The 21,555-nt window shown below is 49.1% G+C and carries 33 protein-coding genes; 12 read left to right on the top strand and 21 right to left on the bottom strand.

Annotated elements, in window-relative coordinates; genetic code table 11:
• Positions 1–9: 9 nt before the first annotated feature.
• The 19 genes from rplF to A7098_RS05815 form a co-directional block, all read right to left on the bottom strand.
• Positions 10–543, bottom strand: coding sequence for a 50S ribosomal protein L6 (gene rplF / locus A7098_RS05725; RefSeq protein ID WP_000091945.1), 534 nt, complete (start codon positions 541–543; stop codon positions 10–12).
• A gap of 12 nt (positions 544–555) precedes the next feature.
• Positions 556–948, bottom strand: a complete 393-nt coding sequence (rpsH, locus tag A7098_RS05730; RefSeq protein WP_000062611.1) for a 30S ribosomal protein S8 — start codon at positions 946–948, stop codon at positions 556–558.
• Between the two features lie 33 nt (positions 949–981).
• Complete coding sequence (rpsN, locus tag A7098_RS05735; protein WP_001118930.1) at positions 982–1,287, bottom strand: 30S ribosomal protein S14; 306 nt, start codon at positions 1,285–1,287, stop codon at positions 982–984.
• A gap of 14 nt (positions 1,288–1,301) precedes the next feature.
• Positions 1,302–1,841 carry a 50S ribosomal protein L5 gene (rplE, locus tag A7098_RS05740; RefSeq protein ID WP_001096200.1) on the bottom strand — a complete coding sequence of 180 codons (540 nt, stop codon included), beginning with the start codon at positions 1,839–1,841 and terminating at the stop codon, positions 1,302–1,304.
• Positions 1,842–1,855: 14 nt separating this feature from the next.
• Positions 1,856–2,170: a 50S ribosomal protein L24 gene (gene rplX, locus A7098_RS05745; RefSeq protein WP_000729185.1), complete on the bottom strand. Its 315-nt coding sequence runs from the start codon at positions 2,168–2,170 to the stop codon at positions 1,856–1,858.
• Positions 2,171–2,180: 10 nt separating this feature from the next.
• Positions 2,181–2,552 carry a 50S ribosomal protein L14 gene (rplN, locus tag A7098_RS05750; protein ID WP_000613955.1) on the bottom strand — a complete coding sequence of 124 codons (372 nt, stop codon included), beginning with the start codon at positions 2,550–2,552 and terminating at the stop codon, positions 2,181–2,183.
• 164 nt (positions 2,553–2,716) lie between these two features.
• A complete protein-coding gene (rpsQ, locus tag A7098_RS05755; protein ID WP_000130100.1) occupies positions 2,717–2,971 on the bottom strand; it encodes a 30S ribosomal protein S17 in 255 nt (84 codons plus the stop codon).
• A complete protein-coding gene (gene rpmC / locus A7098_RS05760; RefSeq protein WP_000644741.1) occupies positions 2,971–3,162 on the bottom strand; it encodes a 50S ribosomal protein L29 in 192 nt (63 codons plus the stop codon). Before rpmC ends, rpsQ begins: the two co-directional genes overlap by 1 nt.
• On the bottom strand, positions 3,162–3,572 hold the full coding sequence (gene rplP, locus A7098_RS05765; protein WP_000941212.1) for a 50S ribosomal protein L16: 411 nt from the start codon (positions 3,570–3,572) through the stop codon (positions 3,162–3,164). The genes rpmC and rplP overlap by 1 nt, the downstream gene beginning before the upstream one ends.
• 12 nt (positions 3,573–3,584) lie before the next feature.
• The gene (rpsC, locus tag A7098_RS05770; RefSeq protein ID WP_000529945.1) at positions 3,585–4,286 is read right to left on the bottom strand and encodes a 30S ribosomal protein S3; all 702 of its coding nucleotides are present in this window, start codon (positions 4,284–4,286) and stop codon (positions 3,585–3,587) included.
• Between the two features lie 17 nt (positions 4,287–4,303).
• Complete coding sequence (rplV, locus tag A7098_RS05775) at positions 4,304–4,636, bottom strand: 50S ribosomal protein L22 (RefSeq protein WP_000447529.1); 333 nt, start codon at positions 4,634–4,636, stop codon at positions 4,304–4,306.
• A gap of 14 nt (positions 4,637–4,650) precedes the next feature.
• Entirely contained in the window at positions 4,651–4,929 is a 279-nt protein-coding gene (rpsS, locus tag A7098_RS05780; RefSeq protein ID WP_001138117.1) for a 30S ribosomal protein S19, read from the bottom strand.
• 16 nt (positions 4,930–4,945) lie between these two features.
• A complete protein-coding gene (rplB, locus tag A7098_RS05785; RefSeq protein ID WP_000301864.1) occupies positions 4,946–5,767 on the bottom strand; it encodes a 50S ribosomal protein L2 in 822 nt (273 codons plus the stop codon).
• Positions 5,768–5,784: 17 nt separating this feature from the next.
• Positions 5,785–6,087 carry a 50S ribosomal protein L23 gene (rplW, locus tag A7098_RS05790; RefSeq protein WP_000617544.1) on the bottom strand — a complete coding sequence of 101 codons (303 nt, stop codon included), beginning with the start codon at positions 6,085–6,087 and terminating at the stop codon, positions 5,785–5,787.
• Positions 6,084–6,689 carry a 50S ribosomal protein L4 gene (rplD, locus tag A7098_RS05795; RefSeq protein WP_000424395.1) on the bottom strand — a complete coding sequence of 202 codons (606 nt, stop codon included), beginning with the start codon at positions 6,687–6,689 and terminating at the stop codon, positions 6,084–6,086. The genes rplW and rplD overlap by 4 nt, the downstream gene beginning before the upstream one ends.
• Positions 6,690–6,699: 10 nt before the next feature.
• A complete protein-coding gene (gene rplC, locus A7098_RS05800) occupies positions 6,700–7,329 on the bottom strand; it encodes a 50S ribosomal protein L3 (RefSeq protein WP_000579833.1) in 630 nt (209 codons plus the stop codon).
• Positions 7,330–7,361: 32 nt separating this feature from the next.
• On the bottom strand, positions 7,362–7,673 hold the full coding sequence (gene rpsJ, locus A7098_RS05805; RefSeq protein WP_001181004.1) for a 30S ribosomal protein S10: 312 nt from the start codon (positions 7,671–7,673) through the stop codon (positions 7,362–7,364).
• A gap of 237 nt (positions 7,674–7,910) precedes the next feature.
• The gene (locus tag A7098_RS05810; protein WP_032226603.1) at positions 7,911–8,330 is read right to left on the bottom strand and encodes a general secretion pathway protein GspB; all 420 of its coding nucleotides are present in this window, start codon (positions 8,328–8,330) and stop codon (positions 7,911–7,913) included.
• Between the two features lies 1 nt (position 8,331).
• Entirely contained in the window at positions 8,332–9,801 is a 1,470-nt protein-coding gene (locus tag A7098_RS05815) for a peptidoglycan-binding protein (RefSeq protein WP_032226604.1), read from the bottom strand.
• 180 nt (positions 9,802–9,981) lie between these two features.
• Between A7098_RS05815 and gspC the strand changes: the two genes are divergently transcribed.
• From gspC to A7098_RS05875, 12 genes are read left to right on the top strand one after another with little or no spacing between them, the layout of a single operon-like run.
• Entirely contained in the window at positions 9,982–10,797 is an 816-nt protein-coding gene (gspC, locus tag A7098_RS05820) for a type II secretion system protein GspC (RefSeq protein ID WP_001142681.1), read from the top strand.
• Positions 10,781–12,733 (top strand): type II secretion system secretin GspD, encoded by a 1,953-nt coding sequence (gene gspD / locus A7098_RS05825; protein ID WP_105280483.1) that lies wholly within the window; start codon positions 10,781–10,783, stop codon positions 12,731–12,733. The genes gspC and gspD overlap by 17 nt, the downstream gene beginning before the upstream one ends.
• Positions 12,734–12,742: 9 nt before the next feature.
• Positions 12,743–14,224 (top strand): type II secretion system ATPase GspE, encoded by a 1,482-nt coding sequence (gene gspE, locus A7098_RS05830; protein WP_105280484.1) that lies wholly within the window; start codon positions 12,743–12,745, stop codon positions 14,222–14,224.
• On the top strand, positions 14,221–15,417 hold the full coding sequence (gene gspF / locus A7098_RS05835) for a type II secretion system inner membrane protein GspF (RefSeq protein WP_105280485.1): 1,197 nt from the start codon (positions 14,221–14,223) through the stop codon (positions 15,415–15,417). The genes gspE and gspF overlap by 4 nt, the downstream gene beginning before the upstream one ends.
• Before the next feature lie 9 nt (positions 15,418–15,426).
• On the top strand, positions 15,427–15,864 hold the full coding sequence (gspG, locus tag A7098_RS05840) for a type II secretion system major pseudopilin GspG (RefSeq protein ID WP_000543367.1): 438 nt from the start codon (positions 15,427–15,429) through the stop codon (positions 15,862–15,864).
• Positions 15,865–15,871: 7 nt separating this feature from the next.
• Entirely contained in the window at positions 15,872–16,381 is a 510-nt protein-coding gene (gene gspH, locus A7098_RS05845) for a type II secretion system minor pseudopilin GspH (RefSeq protein WP_105280486.1), read from the top strand.
• Positions 16,378–16,755: a type II secretion system minor pseudopilin GspI gene (gspI, locus tag A7098_RS05850; RefSeq protein ID WP_032226611.1), complete on the top strand. Its 378-nt coding sequence runs from the start codon at positions 16,378–16,380 to the stop codon at positions 16,753–16,755. The genes gspH and gspI overlap by 4 nt, the downstream gene beginning before the upstream one ends.
• Entirely contained in the window at positions 16,748–17,326 is a 579-nt protein-coding gene (gspJ, locus tag A7098_RS05855) for a type II secretion system minor pseudopilin GspJ (RefSeq protein WP_105280487.1), read from the top strand. Before gspI ends, gspJ begins: the two co-directional genes overlap by 8 nt.
• A gap of 1 nt (position 17,327) precedes the next feature.
• The gene (gspK, locus tag A7098_RS05860) at positions 17,328–18,311 is read left to right on the top strand and encodes a type II secretion system minor pseudopilin GspK (RefSeq protein WP_105280488.1); all 984 of its coding nucleotides are present in this window, start codon (positions 17,328–17,330) and stop codon (positions 18,309–18,311) included.
• A gap of 14 nt (positions 18,312–18,325) precedes the next feature.
• Entirely contained in the window at positions 18,326–19,489 is a 1,164-nt protein-coding gene (gene gspL, locus A7098_RS05865; protein ID WP_105280489.1) for a type II secretion system protein GspL, read from the top strand.
• The gene (locus A7098_RS05870; protein WP_105280490.1) at positions 19,486–19,947 is read left to right on the top strand and encodes a type II secretion system protein M; all 462 of its coding nucleotides are present in this window, start codon (positions 19,486–19,488) and stop codon (positions 19,945–19,947) included. The genes gspL and A7098_RS05870 overlap by 4 nt, the downstream gene beginning before the upstream one ends.
• Positions 19,947–20,624 (top strand): A24 family peptidase, encoded by a 678-nt coding sequence (locus tag A7098_RS05875; RefSeq protein ID WP_000178153.1) that lies wholly within the window; start codon positions 19,947–19,949, stop codon positions 20,622–20,624. Before A7098_RS05870 ends, A7098_RS05875 begins: the two co-directional genes overlap by 1 nt.
• Before the next feature lie 28 nt (positions 20,625–20,652).
• Here A7098_RS05875 and bfr read toward each other — a convergent pair whose 3' ends face one another.
• Complete coding sequence (bfr, locus tag A7098_RS05880) at positions 20,653–21,129, bottom strand: bacterioferritin (RefSeq protein ID WP_105280491.1); 477 nt, start codon at positions 21,127–21,129, stop codon at positions 20,653–20,655.
• A 72-nt stretch (positions 21,130–21,201) separates the two neighbouring features.
• Positions 21,202–21,396: a bacterioferritin-associated ferredoxin gene (bfd, locus tag A7098_RS05885; RefSeq protein WP_000289085.1), complete on the bottom strand. Its 195-nt coding sequence runs from the start codon at positions 21,394–21,396 to the stop codon at positions 21,202–21,204.
• Between the last annotated feature and the right edge of the window lie 159 nt (positions 21,397–21,555).

The raw sequence follows: 21,555 nt of genomic DNA on the forward strand, positions 1-21,555 counted from the left end.
AGTGTTACCTTACTTCTTCTTAGCCTCTTTGGTACGCACGACTTCGTCGGCGTAACGAACACCCTTGCCTTTATAAGGCTCAGGACGACGGTAGGCGCGCAGATCCGCTGCAACCTGGCCGATCACCTGCTTATCAGCGCCTTTCAGCACGATTTCAGTCTGAGTCGGACATTCAGCAGTGATACCCGCAGGCAGCTGATGGTCAACAGGATGAGAGAAACCCAGAGACAGGTTAATCACATTGCCTTTAACCGCTGCACGGTAACCTACACCAACCAGCTGCAGCTTCTTAGTGAAGCCTTCGGTAACACCGATAACCATTGAGTTCAGCAGGGCACGCGCGGTACCAGCCTGTGCCCAACCGTCTGCGTAACCATCACGCGGACCGAAGGTCAGGGTATTATCTGCATGTTTAACTTCAACAGCATCGTTGAGAGTACGAGTCAGCTCGCCGTTTTTACCTTTGATCGTAATAACCTGACCGTTGATTTTTACGTCAACGCCGGCAGGAACAACGACCGGTGCTTTAGCAACACGAGACATTTTTTCCTCCGATTAGGCTACGTAGCAGATAATTTCGCCACCAAGACCAGCCTGGCGCGCTGCACGATCAGTCATAACACCTTTAGAGGTAGAAACAACTGCGATACCCAGACCCGCCATAACTTTCGGCAGCTCATCTTTACGTTTATAGATGCGCAGACCTGGGCGGCTGACACGCTGAATGCTTTCTACAACAGCTTTGCCCTGGAAATACTTCAGAGTAAGTTCCAGTTCAGGCTTGGTGTCGCCTTCAACTTTAAAATCTTCAATAAAACCTTCTTCCTTCAGCACGTTGGCGATTGCCACTTTCAGCTTGGAGGAAGGCATGGTGACCGCAGCTTTGTTCGCGGCCTGACCGTTACGGATACGGGTCAGCATATCCGCGATCGGATCTTGCATGCTCATCTGTCTTTACTCCCGTGATTCAATTGGTGACAATTACCAGCTAGCCTTTTTCAGACCCGGGATTTCACCGCGCATAGCGGCTTCACGGACCTTAATACGGCTCAACCCGAACTTCCGCAGGAAACCATGCGGACGACCTGTTTGACGGCAGCGGTTACGCTGACGAGACGGGCTGGAATCACGCGGCAGAGTCTGCAGCTTGAGAACAGCGTTCCAACGATCTTCGTCGGAAGCGTTCACATCAGAGATGATCGCTTTCAGTTCAGCGCGTTTCGCGAAGTATTTATCAGCTAAAGCTACGCGTTTTACTTCGCGTGCTTTCATTGATTGCTTAGCCATTTAGTAACCCTACCTTACTTGCGGAACGGGAAGTCAAAGGCAGCCAGCAGAGCACGGCCTTCTTCGTCAGATTTCGCAGTAGTGGTAATGGTAATATCCAAACCACGAACGCGGTCGACTTTATCGTAGTCGATTTCTGGGAAGATGATCTGCTCACGGACACCCATGCTGTAGTTACCACGACCGTCGAAAGACTTAGCGGACAGGCCACGGAAGTCACGGATACGAGGTACAGCAATAGTGATCAGGCGCTCAAAGAACTCCCACATGCGTTCGCCACGCAGAGTTACTTTACAGCCGATCGGATAGCCCTGACGGATTTTGAAGCCTGCAACAGATTTGCGTGCTTTGGTGATCAGCGGTTTTTGACCGGAGATTGCTGCCAGGTCTGCTGCTGCGTTATCCAGCAGTTTTTTGTCAGCGATCGCTTCACCAACACCCATGTTCAGGGTGATCTTCTCGACCCGAGGGACTTGCATGACAGAATTGTAGTTAAACTCAGTCATGAGTTTTTTAACTACTTCGTCTTTGTAGTAATCATGCAGTTTCGCCATCGTACTACTCCAAATTACTTGATAGTTTCGCTGTTAGACTTGAAGAAACGGACTTTTTTACCGTCTTCGAATCTAAAGCCTACACGGTCAGCCTTGCCGGTTGCCGCATTGAAGATTGCTACGTTGGAAACCTGAATAGCGGCTTCTTTTTCAACGATGCCACCCGGTTGGTTCAGGGCCGGAACCGGCTTCTGATGTTTCTTAACCAGGTTGATACCTTCAACAATGACCTTGCCGGAAGACAGGACATTCTTAACTTTACCGCGTTTACCTTTATCTTTACCGGTTAACACGATAACTTCGTCATCACGACGGATTTTCGCTGCCATGATTCGCTCCTTAGAGTACTTCTGGTGCCAGAGAGATAATTTTCATGAACTTCTCACTACGAAGCTCACGAGTTACCGGCCCAAAAATACGCGTACCGATAGGCTGCTCGCTGTTGTTGTTCAGAAGAACACAAGCATTACCATCGAAGCGAATGACAGAACCGTCCGGGCGACGAACACCCTTCTTGGTGCGCACCACTACCGCCTTCAGCACATCACCTTTTTTGACCTTACCACGCGGAATTGCTTCTTTGATGGTGATCTTGATGATGTCGCCTACGCCTGCGTAGCGACGGTGCGAGCCACCCAGAACCTTGATACACATTACGCGACGTGCACCGGAGTTGTCGGCGACGTTCAGCATAGTCTGTTCTTGGATCATTTTAGTGCTCCGCTAATGTCAACTACTACTGAGACCCGAAAATCAGGTCGTTAAAAATCCCCATATCGAGGGCGCGGCATTATAACACCGCTTCAAGGATATGGGTAGAAAAAATAAACGGCTCATTTCTGAGCCGTTTATTCGTATCGAGAGAGTGTACTGTATTACAGAACCGCTTTCTCTACAACGCGAACCAGCGTCCAGGATTTAGTCTTGGACAGCGGACGGCATTCGCGGATTTCAACCACGTCACCGATACCGCATTCGTTGTTCTCGTCATGTACGTGCAGTTTGGTCGTACGCTTGATGAATTTACCGTAGATCGGGTGTTTCACAAAACGTTCGATAGCAACAACAATGGATTTCTCCATTTTGTCGCTAACAACGCGACCTTGCAGAGTACGGATTTTATCGGTCATTACGCACCCGCCTTCTCGTTCAGTAAAGTCTTAACGCGTGCGACATCGCGACGCACTTGCTTCAACAGGTGAGACTGTTGCAGCTGGCCACTTGCAGCCTGCATACGCAGGTTGAACTGCTCACGCAGCAGGTTCAGCAGCTCGGTGTTCAGCTCTTCAACGCTCTTCTCACGCAGCTCTTTTGCTTTCATTACATCACCGTCTTAGTTACAAAGGTGGTTTTAATCGGCAGTTTCGCTGCTGCCAGCTTGAATGCTTCACGGGCCAGCTCTTCCGGAACACCGTCCATTTCATACAGGACTTTACCCGGCTGAATCAAGGCAACCCAATACTCCACGTTACCTTTACCTTTACCCATACGCACTGCCAGCGGCTTTTCAGTGATCGGTTTGTCCGGGAACACACGGATCCAGATCTTACCTTGACGCTTAACTGCACGGGTCATAGCACGACGTGCTGCTTCGATCTGACGGGCAGTCAGACGACCACGGCCAACAGCTTTCAGACCGAAGCTGCCGAAGCTAACATCCGTACCCTGCGCCAGACCGCGGTTACGGCCTTTGTGCATTTTACGGAATTTTGTACGCTTTGGTTGTAACATCAGCGACGCTCCTTATTTACGGCCTTTACGCTGCTGCTTTTTAGGTTGCGCAGCCGGTTTTTCCGGTTGTTCAACAGCAGCCATACCACCCAGGATCTCGCCTTTGAAGATCCACACTTTAACGCCGATTACACCGTAAGTGGTGTGCGCTTCAGAGGTGTTGTAGTCGATGTCAGCACGCAGAGTGTGCAGCGGTACGCGACCTTCGCGGTACCATTCAGTACGTGCGATTTCCGCGCCGCCCAGACGGCCGCTAACTTCAACTTTAATACCTTTAGCGCCCAGACGCATTGCGTTCTGTACAGCACGCTTCATAGCACGACGGAACATTACGCGACGTTCCAGCTGAGAAGTGATGCTGTCAGCAACCAGTTTTGCGTCCAGTTCAGGCTTACGAACTTCGGCGATGTTGATCTGTGCAGGAACGCCAGCGATGTCCGCTACGACCTTACGCAGTTTTTCTACGTCTTCACCTTTTTTACCGATAACGATACCCGGGCGAGCAGTGTGAATGGTTACACGGATGCTCTTAGCCGGACGCTCGATAACGATACGAGATACGGACGCTTTAGCCAGTTCCTTAGTCAGGTACTGACGTACTTTAAAATCGCTGTCCAGGTTGTCAGCGAATTCTTTGGTGTTCGCAAACCAGGTAGAGTTCCATGGTTTTACAATACCCAGGCGAATACCATTAGGATGTACTTTCTGACCCATTGCTAGTCTCCAGAGTCTCAGCGATCGGACACAACCACAGTGATGTGGCTGGTGCGCTTCAGGATGCGATCTGCACGACCTTTTGCACGCGGCATAATGCGCTTCATGCTCGGGCCTTCGTCTACGAAAATTTTCGTAACTTTCAGATCGTCAATGTCAGCGCCATCGTTGTGTTCAGCGTTAGCAATGGCAGATTCCAGAACTTTCTTAACCAGTACAGCCGCTTTCTTGTTGGTGTAGGTCAGAATATCCAGAGCCTGCGACACTTTCTTACCGCGAATCAGGTCAGCAACAAGGCGAACCTTCTGAGCAGAAGAACGAGCATGGCGATGTTTAGCGATAGTTTCCATCTCTTCCTCCTACCTTATTTCTTTTTCGCTTTTTTATCAGCAGCATGGCCGCGATAAGTACGAGTCGGTGCGAATTCACCCAGTTTGTGACCAACCATTTCGTCGGTTACAAATACCGGAACGTGCTGACGACCATTATGGACAGCGATGGTCAAACCGATCATGTTAGGAAAGATCGTTGAACGACGGGACCAAGTGCGCAGGGGCTTCTTGTCTCCGCTTTCCACCGCTTTCTCTACCTTCTTCAGCAAGTGCAGGTCAATAAAAGGACCTTTCTTGAGAGAACGTGGCATGGCTTATCCTCTAAAATTATTTGCTACGGCGACGTACGATAAATTTATCAGTACGCTTGTTGCTGCGGGTCTTCTTACCTTTGGTCTGAACGCCCCACGGGGTTACCGGGTGCTTACCAAAGTTACGACCTTCACCACCACCATGTGGGTGGTCTACCGGGTTCATCGCGGTACCGCGAACGGTCGGACGAACACCACGCCAGCGTGCAGCACCTGCTTTACCCAGAACGCGCAGCATATGCTCAGCATTGCCAACTTCGCCCAGAGTTGCACGGCAGTCTGCTTCGACTTTACGCATTTCACCAGAACGCAGACGCAGGGTGACATATGCACCATCACGAGCAACGATCTGAACGTAAGTACCAGCGGAACGTGCCAGCTGACCGCCTTTACCTGGTTTCATTTCTACGTTGTGAACAGTAGAACCAACCGGGATGTTGCGCATCGGCAGGGTGTTACCTGGTTTGATTGCAGCATCAACGCCAGACTGAATCTGGTCGCCAGCTTTCAGGCCTTTAGGGGCCAGGATGTAACGGCGTTCACCGTCTTTGTACAGAACCAGCGCGATGTTCGCGGAGCGGTTCGGATCGTACTCAAGACGTTCAACAACTGCCGGGATACCGTCTTTGTTGCGTTTGAAGTCAACAATACGGTAAGCCTGCTTGTGGCCACCACCGATATGACGAGTGGTGATACGGCCATTGTTGTTACGACCACCGGATTTGCTGTTTTTTTCCAGCAACGGAGCAAAAGGTTTGCCCTTGTGCAGCTCAGGGTTAACCACTTTAACAACGTGGCGACGACCCGGAGATGTCGGTTTACATTTAACAACTGCCATTGTATTACTCCTCCGACTTACTCAGCGCCGCCAACGAAGTCCAGATTCTGGCCTTCTTTCAGGGTGACGTAAGCTTTTTTCCAGTCGCTACGACGACCGATACGCTGTCCGTGACGTTTAACTTTCCCTTTAACTACCAGGGTGTTAACGACTTCGACTTCGACTTCAAACAGTTTCTGCACAGCAGCTTTGATTTCTGCTTTGGTCGCGTCTTTAGCAACTTTGAGTACGATGGTGTTGGATTTTTCCATCGCAGTAGACGCTTTTTCAGAAACGTGCGGTGCACGCAGCACCTTCAGCAGACGTTCTTCACGAATCATGCCAGCATCTCCTCAACTTGCTTAACAGCATCAGCAGTCATTACGACTTTGTCGAAGGCGATCAGGCTAACCGGGTCGATACCAGTTGCATCGCGTACGTCAACCTTGTGCAGGTTGCGCGCAGCCAGGAACAGGTTTTCGTCCAGCTCACCGGTGATGATCAGCACATCTTCCAGAGCCATGTCTTTCAGTTTCTGTGCCAGCAGCTTAGTTTTCGGCGCTTCTACAGAGAACTTCTCGACAACGATCAGACGATCCTGACGTACCAGTTCGGACAGAATGCTTTTCAGCGCGCCGCGGTACATCTTCTTGTTAACTTTTTGACTGTGGTCCTGCGGACGAGCAGCGAAGGTCACGCCACCAGAACGCCAAATCGGGCTCTTGATAGAACCAGAACGCGCACGGCCGGTGCCTTTCTGGCGCCACGGTTTTTTACCGGAACCAGTTACTTCAGCACGAGTCTTCTGAGCACGAGTACCCTGACGAGCACCAGCTGCATAAGCAACAACAACCTGGTGAACCAGCGCTTCGTTGAAATCACGACCGAAGGTAGTTTCGGAAACAGTCAGCGCGCTCTGCGCGTCTTTCAATACTAATTCCATTGCTATCTCCTTACGCCTTCACAGCTGGTTTAACGATCAGGTCGCTACCGGTTGCACCCGGGACAGCACCTTTAACCAGCAGCAGGTTGCGCTCAGCGTCAACGCGTACTACGTCAAGGCTCTGAACGGTTACACGTTCGTTACCCATCTGACCTGCCATTTTCTTGCCTTTGAACACTTTGCCCGGAGTCTGGTTCTGACCGATAGAACCCGGAACGCGGTGAGACAAGGAGTTACCGTGAGTAGCGTCCTGGGTACGGAAGTTCCAGCGCTTAACGGTACCTGCGAAACCTTTACCTTTAGAGGTGCCAGTTACGTCAACTTTTTTAACGTCAGCAAACAGTTCAACGCTAATGCTCTGACCTACAGTGAACTCTTCGCCTTCAGCCAGGCGGAATTCCCACAGACCACGGCCAGCTTCTACGCCAGCTTTAGCGAAGTGGCCAGCTTCAGGCTTGGTCACACGGTTAGCTTTTTTAGCACCGGTGGTTACCTGAATAGCACGGTAGCCATCGTTAGCCAGGTCTTTAACCTGAGTAACGCGGTTTGCTTCAACTTCGATTACGGTTACTGGGATAGAAACGCCGTCTTCTGTGAAGATACGGGTCATACCCACTTTTTTACCGACTAAACCAATCATTGTTTCAACCTCTCAATCGCTCAATGACCTGATTAACCCAGGCTGATCTGCACGTCTACACCGGCAGCCAGATCCAGACGCATCAGAGCATCAACGGTTTTCTCGGTTGGCTCAACGATGTCAACCAGACGCAAGTGAGTACGGATTTCGTACTGATCGCGCGCGTCTTTGTTGACGTGCGGAGAGATCAGAACAGTGAAGCGCTCTTTGCGTGTCGGCAGCGGGATCGGACCACGGACCTGCGCACCAGTGCGCTTGGCAGTCTCGACGATTTCCGCGGTTGCTTGATCGATCAGACGATGATCAAACGCTTTCAGGCGGATACGGATTCTTTGGTTCTGCATGAGACCAGAGCTCCAATTATTTTATAAACGAAAATGATTACTCCTCAGACCCATTACGATTGATGGGAGAGTGTAACCGTTCTTACGTAGCTCCCCGATTGGGAGCATTGTTAGGTAGCCAAATTCGGCTAACTGAGGTTCAGATTGAACCTGCTGTCAACTACGACAAGCCCGCGCATTATACATACTTAACCATCGAACGCAAGCGTATTGCTAGTAAAGTAAACAACGGGCAGATTATTGCTGTAACTCATTGAGTGCATTTTTCACTCGCTCTCTTAAACCGGCTTTTTCCTCGCTTTCTCCTGTAGCTGTACCTTCATCCTCTGAAGACGACGCCTCATTTTCTATCGTGGCATCTTCGTCCGCGTCATCCTCGGCAGGTTCGACGACGACAGGCAATGGCTGTTTTTTGAAGAAATAATGTTGTGTTGATTGTTTATAAGGTGGTGCTTCTTCTACTGAATTTTCCGTTTTAACTATCCATATCGCCCATAACTGCTGGGCATACCCCCCAGCCAACACCATTCCTGCGAACCAAAGGCTTGTCACCAGCGCCCAAATGGCATACTTCGTTTTGCCATGTTTTTGTAGCTGGACAGTTACTCGCTGACCACTTTCTCGCTGCTGATGTGCGGCAAAATAGAATTCAAACATCTTATTTTCCCTTCCCTGTTTCGTCCGGGGAAATATTGGCTTCATCCCGATATAGATACGCGCTCTCCCCTGCCACCTGCCAGAGATGCACCAATGTTGAAGAGCCAACAACGCCGTCAGCTTTTAAGTGATTAATCTTCTGAAATTGCTTAATTTTTTCTACCAGCAGCGGTCGCCATTCTGTCGAGGGTTCAGTCGAAATATGGAGAGCACGATTCAACATTGTTTCCAGCCAAAGAATCTCTTCCTCGCTACTGTCGCGCGTAATTGTGCTTTCACCTTCCGGAGACATTTTCAATAGCAGGAGATAATCACCCGCCCACACCGTCTCAAACCATTTACGCGTTAGCGTCCAGGTCTGCTGCCCTATAAGTACATCTATAGAGTCATCGCCGACCCGAATGACGACGACGGGCAATTTTTTATTTGCGACATTAAGCGACGCTATCCAGGGCAGGTTCTGATCTATTAACGCCTGAAGTGACGCCTTACCACTTTTACAAGTCAGGCCTGCTCTAACAGCGTGGTCGCACCAGGCTGAATCGGCCGGAACATCGTACCCCCACACACCATATAACACGCTTAGCGCATCACTATCGCGCATCACTGTACGGAAAATATCCTGTGTCATCTCTTCTTTTATTGATGGCGCTACTGGCATCAACCACGAAGGAATCGGTAAGGGAGATATAAACGAGGACAGCATCAGCCAACCACCGACAAGAGCAATTACGGTTCCACTCATCCCCCCAGCCCAACACATTTTCCGGCTCCGCTTATCACCCAATGCCCGGTAAATTGTTCGCCATTGTTTTGCCGTGAATGCGCTGGTCTGCTCGCTTTGTTGTAATAAGCAAATTGTTTCGCCTGCCTGCGCCAGCCTTCTGCGATCGCCTTTGCAAAGTGCAGCGATCCGCTTCAGTACCTTACTTGTTAACAGGGCATCGGGCTGGTCGATGTGGTGTCCCTCAAGGATACTTTGTCGAAGTTCGTGTTCTGTCAGTGCTCCTGACGTAATTATTTCAATGCCTCTGGCTTCAACGTAACGTTCAACTTTTCGATTTGATCTGCCAACGAGCAAAAACTGACAATCGGGAATAAGGCTCCTCGCGCGTTGGATATCATCGAGAACACAGCGGTGATTCAGATGAGCATTTTCAACAATAATAAGAGGATTACGGCTTTCCACTTGCTGGAACGTCCGCAGTAATTCCACGCCCATCTCATCTCGCCTCCAGGCGAGATCGCGGCTTCCTTCTTTATTTGCGTTATCGTCAATAACAACCCATGCAGCTTTACCTTGCCAGGACACGACAAGGCTTAAAGTAATCACTCGACGATGGGTATCATTTTGCAATTGCTTCGCTAACCAGGATTTTCCACTTCCGGCCTCGCCCGACAGATAGCATATCCGCCAGGATCGATTCTCCTCACGAAGCCAGGCAAGGATAACTTCTCTTCTTGTAGACATAATACTTCCTGTATTAATAATCGATTATCCTTAATCATAAAAATAACGAATGCATTTATTGATATTAATGCGTTAACTGAATATAAATAAATTTTGCTTGATTCATTCAACCAGCATTAATACTATTTATAGTAACGTCAATATACAACCCACCCAATTTATTTTATTAGAATATATATCGTGCCAACCCTACCTTTCTCCTTCCATCTGGCAATTCATAATAGACGCACAGTCATTTATATATTGATGATATCCATAAGTGTGGTGGCGGTTATTTTTAATATAAATTATTTCCACACAAACCTGGTCAAAAATGCACAAATCATTAACCAACCAGGTGGCGCATTTAAATCTGATTTCAACCTTGCGGGTTTATGGCGTAATGGCAGTAACGCGGGTATAAAAGACACGCATCTGATTTCTGCCCAACAAGAAACGCCAAAGCTTTCTGTCGTACTCAGTGGTATCATTCTGACGTCTAATGATGAGACATCTTATGTTTTAGTTAATGAAGGCGCAGAACAAAAGCGATATGCTCTGAACGATGCCCTGGAGTCAGCACCGGCAACATTCATCCGAAAAATAAATAAAACCAGCGTGGTTTTTGAAACTCACGGACAGTTCGAAAAAGTCACGCTTCATCCGGGATTACCGGACGTTATCGAGCAACCTGACTCTGATACTCAAAGTGTGCTCGCAGATTTTATTATCGCGACGCCTATTCGTGACGGGGATCAATTATTTGGCCTTCGATTGAATCCGCGTAAAGGGCGCGATGCATTTGCTACCAGCTTACTGCAACCTGGCGATGTCGCCCTTAGAATCAACAATCTTTCACTGACCCTCCCTGATGAGGTTTCCCAGGCATTAAGTTTATTGCTAACCCAACAGAGCGCTCAGTTTACAATTCGTCGCAACGGCGTACCCCGCTTGATAAATGTTTCCGTCAGGGAACTTACTGGAATGAATGGACAGAGTGATGAAGGGATTAAATAAAATCACATGTTGCCTGTTGGCGGAGCTACTTATGCCTTCCGTCGGGCATACTGAGAACGAACAATACGGGGCTAATTTCAATAATGCTGATATCCGTCAGTTCGTGGAAATTGTAAGCCAGCATCTGGGTAAAACAATTCTGATTGATCCCTCGGTTCAAGGAACCATTTCCGTACGCAGCAATGATACGTTTAGTCAGCAAGAGTACTACCAGTTCTTTTTGAGCATTCTTGATCTTTACGGCTATTCCGTGATCACGCTGGACAATGGTTTTCTGAAAGTGGTGCGCTCAGCTAATGTAAAAACATCGCCAGGAATGATTGCTGACAGTTATCGTCCAGGCATAGGTGATGAGTTGGTCACCCGAATCGTACCGCTTGAGAACGTTCCTGCTCGTGACCTGGCTCCCCTGCTGCGTCAAATGATGGATGGCGGCAGCGTCGGTAACGTTGTGCATTATGAACCCTCCAACGTTCTCATTCTGACCGGTCGTGCCTCCACCATTAATAAACTGATTGAAGTGATAAAGCGCGTTGATGTCATCGGCACAGAGAAGCAGCAAATTATTCATCTGGAATACGCGTCAGCGGAAGATCTCGCCGAGATTCTTAATCAATTAATCAGCGAAAGCCACGGTAAAAGCCAGATGCCTGCCCTCCTTTCCGCGAAGATTGTGGCGGATAAGCGAACCAACTCTCTTATCATCAGCGGGCCGGAAAAAGCACGCCAGCGCATCACTTCATTACTGAAAACACTTGATGTAGAAGAGAGCGAGGAAGGAAATACCCGGGTCTATTACCTGAAATATGCTAAAGCCACAAATCTGGTCGAAGTATTGACCGGCGTTTCCGAAAAGCTGAAAGATGAAAAAGGAAATGCGCGTAAGCCTTCGTCTTCTTCTGCGATGGATAATGTTGCCATTACCGCCGATGAACAGACCAACTCGTTGGTCATTACCGCTGACCAGTCCGTCCAGGAAAAACTCGCCACGGTAATTGCGCGTCTGGATATTCGTCGTGCACAGGTGCTGGTTGAGGCGATCATCGTCGAAGTTCAGGATGGAAATGGACTTAACCTCGGCGTGCAATGGGCGAACAAAAACGTTGGCGCACAGCAATTTACCAATACAGGATTACCGATATTTAACGCTGCGCAAGGTGTGGCTGATTATAAAAAGAATGGCGGGATCACCAGCGCGAATCCTGCCTGGGATATGTTTAGCGCCTACAATGGCATGGCCGCAGGCTTCTTCAATGGCGACTGGGGCGTATTGCTGACTGCGCTGGCTAGTAACAATAAAAATGATATCCTCGCCACCCCGAGCATCGTAACGCTGGATAATAAACTCGCGTCCTTCAACGTTGGTCAGGATGTGCCGGTGCTATCCGGCTCCCAGACCACTTCTGGGGATAACGTCTTTAATACCGTCGAACGCAAAACGGTGGGCACAAAACTCAAAGTCACTCCGCAGGTCAATGAAGGCGACGCGGTACTGCTCGAAATAGAGCAGGAGGTTTCCAGCGTTGACTCTTCGTCTAATTCGACGCTCGGCCCGACATTTAACACCCGAACTATTCAAAACGCCGTGCTGGTCAAAACCGGTGAAACGGTAGTCCTAGGCGGATTGCTGGATGATTTTTCTAAAGAGCAAGTGTCAAAGGTTCCTTTACTTGGCGATATTCCTTTAGTGGGGCAACTCTTCCGCTATACCTCGACCGAGCGCGCCAAACGCAACCTGATGGTATTTATCCGACCGACGATTATCCGTGACGATGATGTTTATCGCTCACTGTCGAAAGATAAATACACCCGCTACCGTCAGGAGCAACAACAACGAATAGACGCGAAATCAAAAGCACTGGTTGGCTCTGAAGATTTACCGGTGCTGGATGAAAACACGTTCAACAGTCCCCCCCCTGTGTCATCGTCGCGGTGAGGCATTCACATGAGAATTCACTCACCATATCCTGCCAGTTGGGCAATGGCACAAAGAGTCGGTTATCTCTATTCAGAGGGGGAGATTATTTATCTCGCCGGTACGCCATTCGAGCAGTTACTCGATATTCAGCGCCAGGTTGGTCAGTGCCATACCATGACCCGCTTGTCGCAGGCTGATTTTGAAGCACGGCTGGAAGCGGTATTCCATCAGAACACTGGTGAGTCGCAACAGATTGCGCAGGATATTGATCAATCCGTCGATCTCCTCTCCCTCTCAGAAGAAATGCCTGCGAATGAAGATCTACTGAATGAAGATTCAGCCGCACCGGTTATCCGTTTAATCAACGCCATTTTAAGTGAGGCTATTAAAGAAACCGCCTCCGACATCCACATTGAAACCTATGAAAAAACAATGTCGATCCGTTTTCGCATTGACGGCGTTCTGCGGACAATTTTACAGCCAAACAAAAAACTGGCAGCGTTGCTTATCTCCCGAATAAAGGTCATGGCTCGGCTTGATATCGCCGAAAAACGTATTCCGCAGGATGGAAGAATCAGTTTGCGTATCGGGCGACGTAACATAGATGTCCGCGTATCCACACTGCCGTCCATCTATGGTGAACGCGCCGTGCTCCGCCTGCTGGATAAAAACAGCCTCCAGCTTTCATTGAACAATCTGGGGATGGCGGCTGCGGATAAGCAGGATTTAGAAAATCTCATTCAGCTTCCGCACGGTATTATCCTGGTGACCGGGCCGACAGGTTCCGGTAAAAGCACCACGCTCTACGCCATTCTTTCGGCGCTTAATACCCCTGGTCGCAATATTCTGACGGTAGAAGATCCCGTGGAATATGAACTGGAAGGCATAGGACAAACGCAGGTGAATACCCGAGTGGATATGTCTTTCGCTCGCGGCTTGCGCGCCATTCTTCGCCAGGATCCGGATGTTGTGATGGTTGGGGAAATTCGTGATACAGAAACCGCGCAGATTGCTGTTCAGGCTTCGCTCACCGGCCATCTGGTGCTCTCAACACTCCACACTAACAGCGCATCAGGCGCAGTGACCCGGCTCCGCGACATGGGCGTCGAATCATTTCTACTTTCGTCTTCCCTGGCAGGAATTATCGCGCAACGGCTGGTTCGTCGTCTTTGTCCACAATGCCGACAATTCACTCCAGTATCCCCCCAACAAGCGCAGATGTTTACACATCACCAGCTAACTGTTACTACGATTGGCACTCCCGTAGGCTGTCCTCACTGCCATCAATCCGGCTATCAGGGGCGCATGGCAATCCACGAAATGATGGTGGTGACGCCGGAATTGCGGGCCGCTATTCATGAAAATGTGGATGAACAAACACTGGAGCGACTGGTCCGGCAACAACACAACGCCTTAATCAAAAATGGCCTGCAAAAAGTGATAAGCGGTGACACCTCCTGGGATGAGGTTATGCGCGTCGCCAGTGCCACGCTGGAGAGCGAAGCATGAATTATCGCTATCGCGCCATGACCCAGGATGGTCAAAAATTGCAAGGGATCATTGATGCTAACGATGAACGTCAGGCGCGGCTGCGGCTGCGTGAAGAAGGGCTTTTCCTGCTGGATATTCGCCCCCAAAAAAGTTCGGGAGTAAAAACGCATCGCCCGAGGATTAGCCATAGTGAACTGACGCTTTTCACCCGGCAGTTGGCAACCTTAAGCGCGGCAGCATTACCCCTGGAAGAGAGCCTTGCCGTAATCGGTCAGCAAAGCAGTAATAAACGACTGACTGACGTGTTAAATCAGGTACGTAGCGCCATCCTTGAAGGGCATCCCCTTTCCGATGCATTACAGCATTTTCCCACGCTTTTCGATTCGCTCTACCGTACCCTGGTCAAAGCGGGCGAAAAGAGCGGGCTTCTGGCTCCGGTGTTGGAAAAACTGGCTGATTACAATGAAAACCGGCAGAAAATCCGCAGCAAACTCATTCAGTCGCTGATCTACCCCTGCATGCTCACCACCGTGGCGATTGTGGTTGTGATTATTCTCCTCACTGCTGTCGTGCCCAAAATTACCGAACAGTTCGTGCATATGAAGCAGCAACTGCCGCTGAGTACCCGCATTCTTTTAGGTCTGAGCGACACGTTGCAACGTACCGGCCCGACATTATTAGCGACGGTGTTTATTGTCGCTGTAGGTTTCTGGCTCTGGTTAAAACGCGGCAATAACCGCCATCGTTTTCATGCCATGCTGCTGCGTGTTGCGCTCATTGGTCCACTGATTTGCGCCATAAACAGTGCACGCTATCTCCGCACTTTAAGTATTTTGCAATCCAGCGGAGTCCCTCTGCTTGATGGGATGAATTTATCCACCGAAAGCCTCAGCAACCTCGAAATTCGCCAACGCCTGGCAAATGCGGCAGAGAACGTTCGCCAGGGTAACAGCATTCATCTTTCGCTGGAGCAAACCGCAATCTTCCCGCCAATGATGCTCTACATGGTGGCCTCTGGCGAAAAAAGCGGGCAGCTCGGCACATTAATGGTCAGGGCAGCGGACAACCAGGAGACGCTGCAACAAAACCGAATCGCCTTAACGCTCTCCATCTTCGAACCTGCACTCATTATTACGATGGCACTGATCGTCCTGTTTATCGTCGTCTCGGTACTCCAACCTCTTCTTCAACTTAACTCAATGATTAATTAAGGAAAATATATGCACGCAACGGATAAGCAACGCGGTTTTACATTACTGGAAATTATGGTGGTTATTGTCATCATTGGCGTGCTTGCCAGCCTGGTAGTTCCCAACCTGATGGGCAATAAAGAAAAGGCGGATAAGCAAAAAGCCGTCAGCGATATTGTGGCACTGGAAAACGCCCTGGATATGTACAAGCTCGACAATCATCGCTATCCAACCACAAATCAGGGGCTTGAATCCTTAGTCGAAGCACCGACGCTGCCACCGCTGGCCGCAAACTATAACAAGGAAGGTTATATCAAGCGTCTGCCTGCCGATCCCTGGGGCAATGATTATGTCCTCGTTAATCCTGGTGAACATGGTGCATACGATCTGCTTTCAGCAGGGCCCGATGGTGAAATGGGAACCGAGGACGACATCACCAACTGGGGTTTGAGCAAGAAGAAAAAGTAAGTCAGCGATGAATCAGCAACGCGGGTTTACCCTGCTGGAGATGATGCTGGTGCTGGCGCTGGTCGCTATCACGGCAAGTGTGGTGCTCTTCACATATGGTCGGGAGGCTGCCACCAACACTCGTGCGCGCGAAACAGCGGCGCGGTTTACCGCTGCACTTGAATTAGCCATCGACCGCGCCACGCTTCACGGGCAGCCGGTCGGCATCCATTTCTCTGATTCAGGCTGGCGTCTTATGGCACCAACCAGAAATTCGTCAAGTTGGCTCTGGATCCCGCTCAAAGAGGATGCGGATGACGATAGCGAAAATCACTGGAGTGATGAAATTGCGATTCACACCCAGCCATTTAAATCGGATGACAGCAGCCAACCGCAGGTGGTGATTCTGGCCGATGGGCAAATCACCCCATTCTCCATATTGATTGCTAACCAGGAGACCGGTGATCCACTCCTGACACTGGTATGCTCAGGGACATGGCCACTGGATCAAACGCTTGCCAGAGATACCCGACCATGAACAGACAATCAGGGATGACATTACTTGAAGTCTTACTGGCGATGAGCATTTTCACCGCAGTTGCTTTGACCTTAATGAGCAGTATGCAAGGGCAAAGAAATGCCATCGAGCGGATGCGTAACGAGACGCTGGCGTTGTGGATAGCGGATAACCAACTTCAGTTGCAAGATACATTCGACGAGGAAAACACGTCCAGTTCTGGCAAAGAGATAATAAATGGCGAAGAGTGGAACTGGCGCAGCGATATCCACTCAAGCAAAGATGGTACGCTTCTGGAACGCACCATAACCGTTACATTACCCAGCGGTCAGACAACCTCTCTTACGCGTTATCAAAATATCGATAATAAATCCGGGCAGGCGCAAGATGATTAATAGCCAGCAGGGTTTCACATTGCTGGAAGTCATGGCGGCGCTGGCGATTTTCTCAATGCTTAGCATGCTGGCGTTTATGATTTTTTCGCAAGCTTCCGAGTTGCATCAACGCTCACAGAAAGAAATCCAGCAGTTCAATCAGCTTCAGCGCGCCATCACCATTCTTGATAACGATCTCCTGCAACTTGTCATTCGCCGGAATCGGGGAACGGACAAAATCATAGTTTTGGGTGAAGAGGCCATTTTCACCACGCAGAGTCGCGATCCACAGGCTCCTCTCAATGAAGCGCAAACCTTACAAACAGTTCACTGGTATCTACGAAATCATACGCTCTACCGCGCGGTTCGTACCTCTGTCGATAGCATGAAGGATCAACCCGCCCAGGCAATGCTGGAAAATGTCGAAGGCTTCCTTCTGGAAAGTAACATCGGGGAAAGCGAGGAGCTTCCCCTCTCCGTCACTCTTCATCTGAATACCCCGCAGTATGGCGCGTTACAGCGTCGTTTTGCTTTGCCGGAGCTATTAACAAGAGAAGAGTCTCCGCAGCAAAACCAGGCCAGGGGCGAATAACATGAATATTGAACAACGTGGCGTCGCGCTGCTCATCGTACTCATGTTACTGGCGCTCATGTCCGCTCTGGCTGCGGATATGACACTGAGTTTTCACAACCAGCTTCAGCGAACTCGCCAGGTAAACCATCACCTGCAACGACAATATGATATTGAACTGGCGGAGAAACTCGCTCTTGCCAGCCTCACTCAGGATGTTAAAGATAACGACAGACAGACCACGTTGCAGCAGTACTGGGCGCAGCCACAACAGATACAGCTGGACAATGGCAATACGGTGAAGTGGCAGCTACACGATGCTCAGCACTGTTTCAATCTCAATGCCCTGGCAAAAGTCTCCGACGATCCACTGGCAATCCCGGATTTCCCCGCGCAGGTTTTCGGCGCTTTGCTGATCAACGCGGGAATCGATCGCGCAAACACCGATGAGATCATGCAATCTATCGCCGACTATATCGACGCTGATGATTCACCACGCTTTCACGGCGCAGAAGACAACTTTTACCAAAGCCAGATACCACCTCGCCATAGCGCCAATCAGATGCTTTTTCTGACTGGTGAACTCCGTCAGATAAAAGGAATAACCGAGAACGCCTACCAGCGAATTATTCCTTATGTCTGCGTCCTCCCAACCACTGAACTCAACATTAATCTTAATATGTTAACTGAGAATGATATCCCGTTATTAAGAGCATTATTTCTCAACAATATCACGGACGCGGACGCACAGGTCTTATTACAAAAGCGACCAAAGGAAGGCTGGTTAACCACAGATGCATTTCTCTACTGGGCACAGCAGGATTTCTCCGGCGTGAAGCCCTTGGTTTCTCAGGTGAAAGAACATCTCTTTCCCTATAGCCGCTATTTTACGCTGAATACGGAAAGTATCAGCGACGAGCAATCCCAGGGATGGCAGAGCCATATTTTCTTCAACCGTAAACAGCAGAGCGCCCAAATCTATCGGCGTACGCTGCAACTCTATTAATCATAAGGATCGTGATGCCTGAATCGTTGATGGTAATACGTTCTTCCTCGACGCTACGTAAGCAATGGGAGTGGATGACATACTCCGCAGATAGCGTATCTTCAGTACATACGCTCACAGACGATCTTCCGCTGGAGTCGCTGGCCGATCAGCCCGGTGCAGGAAATGTTCATCTTCTGATCCCACCGGAAGGTCTTTTATATCGTTCACTCACGTTGCCCAACGCCAAATACAAACTCACCGCGCAAACATTACAGTGGCTGGCGGAGGAGACGTTACCCGACGCCAGCCAAAACTGGCACTGGACGGTTGTTGATAAACAAAATGACCGAGTGGAAGTGATAGGTATCCAGTCGGAAAAACTCAGTCGTTATCTTGACCGTTTACACACTGCCGGACTAAACGTGACGCGGGTTTTGCCAGATGGTTGTTACCTTCCCTGGAAAGAAGGCTCCTGGACTCTGGTTAACCAGCAAACGAGCTGGCTGATTCGCAGTGCTGCACATGCCTTCAACGAGCTTGATGAACGCTGGTTACAGCATCTTGCCACCCAGTTTTCTCCTGAAAATGTCATCTGTTTTGGCACAGCGGCTCCAGATATCGTGCCGGTCGATTCGCTTATCCAACATGCAGAATCTCCAGCATTACGTTTTTATTCTGCCAATCATTCTCTCCAGCACTACGACATGCTGCATGGTGTTTTTCGCAAACAGAAAACTGTCAGCAGATCGGGAAAATGGCTCGCCAGGCTGGCAGTAAGCAGTCTCATTTTTGCCATTCTCTCTTTTGCTGGTAGTCGGGGAATCGTTCTATGGCAGACGCTTGGGATTGAAGACCAGCTTCAGCAACAACAGCAGGAAACCTGGCAACAATATTTCCCGCAGATCAAACGAACGCACAACTTTCGTTTTTACTTCAAGCAGCAACTCGCCCAGCAATATCCTGAAGCGGTGCCATTGCTCCATCATTTGCAAACACTCTTACTGGAACATCCTGAACTGCAATTAATGGAAGCCAATTACAGTCAGAAGCAAAAATCACTGATTTTGAAAATAAGTTCGAAAAACGAAGGCAATATTGATCGTTTCTGTGAGTTAACACAGTCCTGGCTTCCGATGGAAAAAACAGAAAAAGATCCGGTCAGTGGTGTATGGACAGTAAGGAGCACAGGGAAATGATTAAATTATGGTGGGCTGAAAAATCCCCATCGGAAAAACAAATTATTATGGGGCTGGCGATTCTCTCGCTCTGCGTTTTCTGCTGGCTTGCGGTAATAAAACCTATCGATAACTACATTGCGGATCATCAATCCCGCATACAAAAAATTAAAAAGGATATTAAATGGATGCAAGACCAGGCGAGTGCACATGGGTTACTTGACCATCCCACGCTCAGACAATCGGTCAAAAATATCCTTCTTGAGGAAGCAAAGCGTGAGAATTTAGCTATTACGCTAGAGAATGGCCCGGACGATACGCTGACAATTCATCCTGCCACATTCCCCCTCGAAAACGTCTCCCGCTGGCTGACTACGGCACAGATAACATACGGTATTGTTATTGAGGATCTTCAATTTACCCTTGCCGGAAACGAAGAGATCACCCTCAGGCATTTATCCTTCAGAGGGCAACAATAATGACAATGCTACTGCCGCTCTTCATTCTGGCTGGCTTTATTGCTGGTTACCTGGTGAATGCCGTGGCCTATCACCTCTCGCCTTTGGAGGATAAAACGGCGTTAACTTTTCGCCAGGTTTTGGTTCATTTCAGGCAAAAAAAATATGTCTGGCATGACACGTTGCCTATGGCACTTTGCGTGGTTGCGGCAATCGCCTGCGCCCTGGCACCTTTCATGCCGATCGTGACTGGCGCACTCTTTCTCTACTTCTGCTTCGCACTCACGCTCAGTGTTATTGATTTTCGTACCCAGCTCCTGCCCGACAAACTCACCTTGCCACTGCTCTGGCTTGGCTTGTTATTTAATGCGCAGTCTGGATTAGTTGATTTACATGATGCGATTTACGGCGCGGTAGCTGGATATGGGGTACTGTGGTGTGTTTTCTGGGGGGTGTGGTTTGTATGCCACAAAGAGGGATTAGGTTACGGTGATTTCAAGCTACTGGCCGCAGCAGGGGCGTGGTGTGGTTGGCAAACGCTACCAATGATATTACTTATTGCCTCGCTGGGAGGCATTTTTTACGCCATCGCATCACAACTGTGGCAGCGTCAGACCATCACCACAATTGCATTCGGCCCGTGGCTTGCGCTCGGTAGTATGATAAACCTGACGTATCTGGTCTGGATCTCTTATTAACCGGGAGGAATGTCCCTCCCGACATGGCTTAGCCTTCTTCGCGAATCTGTGCTTGCAAATAATTTTGCAGGCCCATTTTCTGAATCAAATCAAGTTCCGTTTCCAGCCAGTCAATATGGCCTTCTTCATCACGCAGAATTTCTATCATCATATCGCGGCTGACGTAATCATGAACGCTATCGGCATAACCAATTGCCTCACGCAAATTCTTCGCGCCACCCAGCTCAAGTGCCAGATCAGAACGCAGCATTTCCTCAACATCTTCACCAATGTTTAGTTTTCCCAGATCCTGTAAATTTGGAAGACCTTCCAGAAAAAGAATGCGCTCTATATAACGATCGGCGTGTTTCATCTCATCAATGGATTCATGGTACTCCACATCATTGAGACGTTTGAGCCCCCAGTTTTTAAACATCCGGGCATGGAGAAAGTATTGATTGATTGCGACAAGCTCATTTCCCAACAGTTTGTTGAGATAATTTATAACTTTAGTATCACCTTTCATTTTTTGACTCCTTCGCTTCCACTCTTTGAAGCGTAGAACGGCTTACGAGTAAGTCAAAAAACACACTCCGTTTTATGCGGACTCCTTAAACTCCGGCAGCTGCATTAATTCATCCTCCATCACCTCACGTGCGGCTCTGACACATTTACCGCACTGGTTTCCAACCGGAATAAATTTTTTTAATTGCTGGAACGAGTGGGGAGAAAACTGGCGCACAGCCTGACGAATTTTTTTATCACTGATACCATTACAAAGACAAACGTACATAGAGACTCCCGTATACTTTCTTCAAAAATAAATGAAAATAGTTCTTATTTCAATTACGAAAAGACTCTTTTTTAATCAAAAAATAGAAATATGAATAAAAATAATGGGCTACAAAAATGTAGCCCATTGACAAAAAATGCGGCGATACCAGAAAGTATC

The organism is Escherichia sp. MOD1-EC7011 (genome assembly GCF_002965005.1).
GTDB classification, from domain to species: Bacteria; Pseudomonadota; Gammaproteobacteria; order Enterobacterales; family Enterobacteriaceae; genus Escherichia; species Escherichia ruysiae.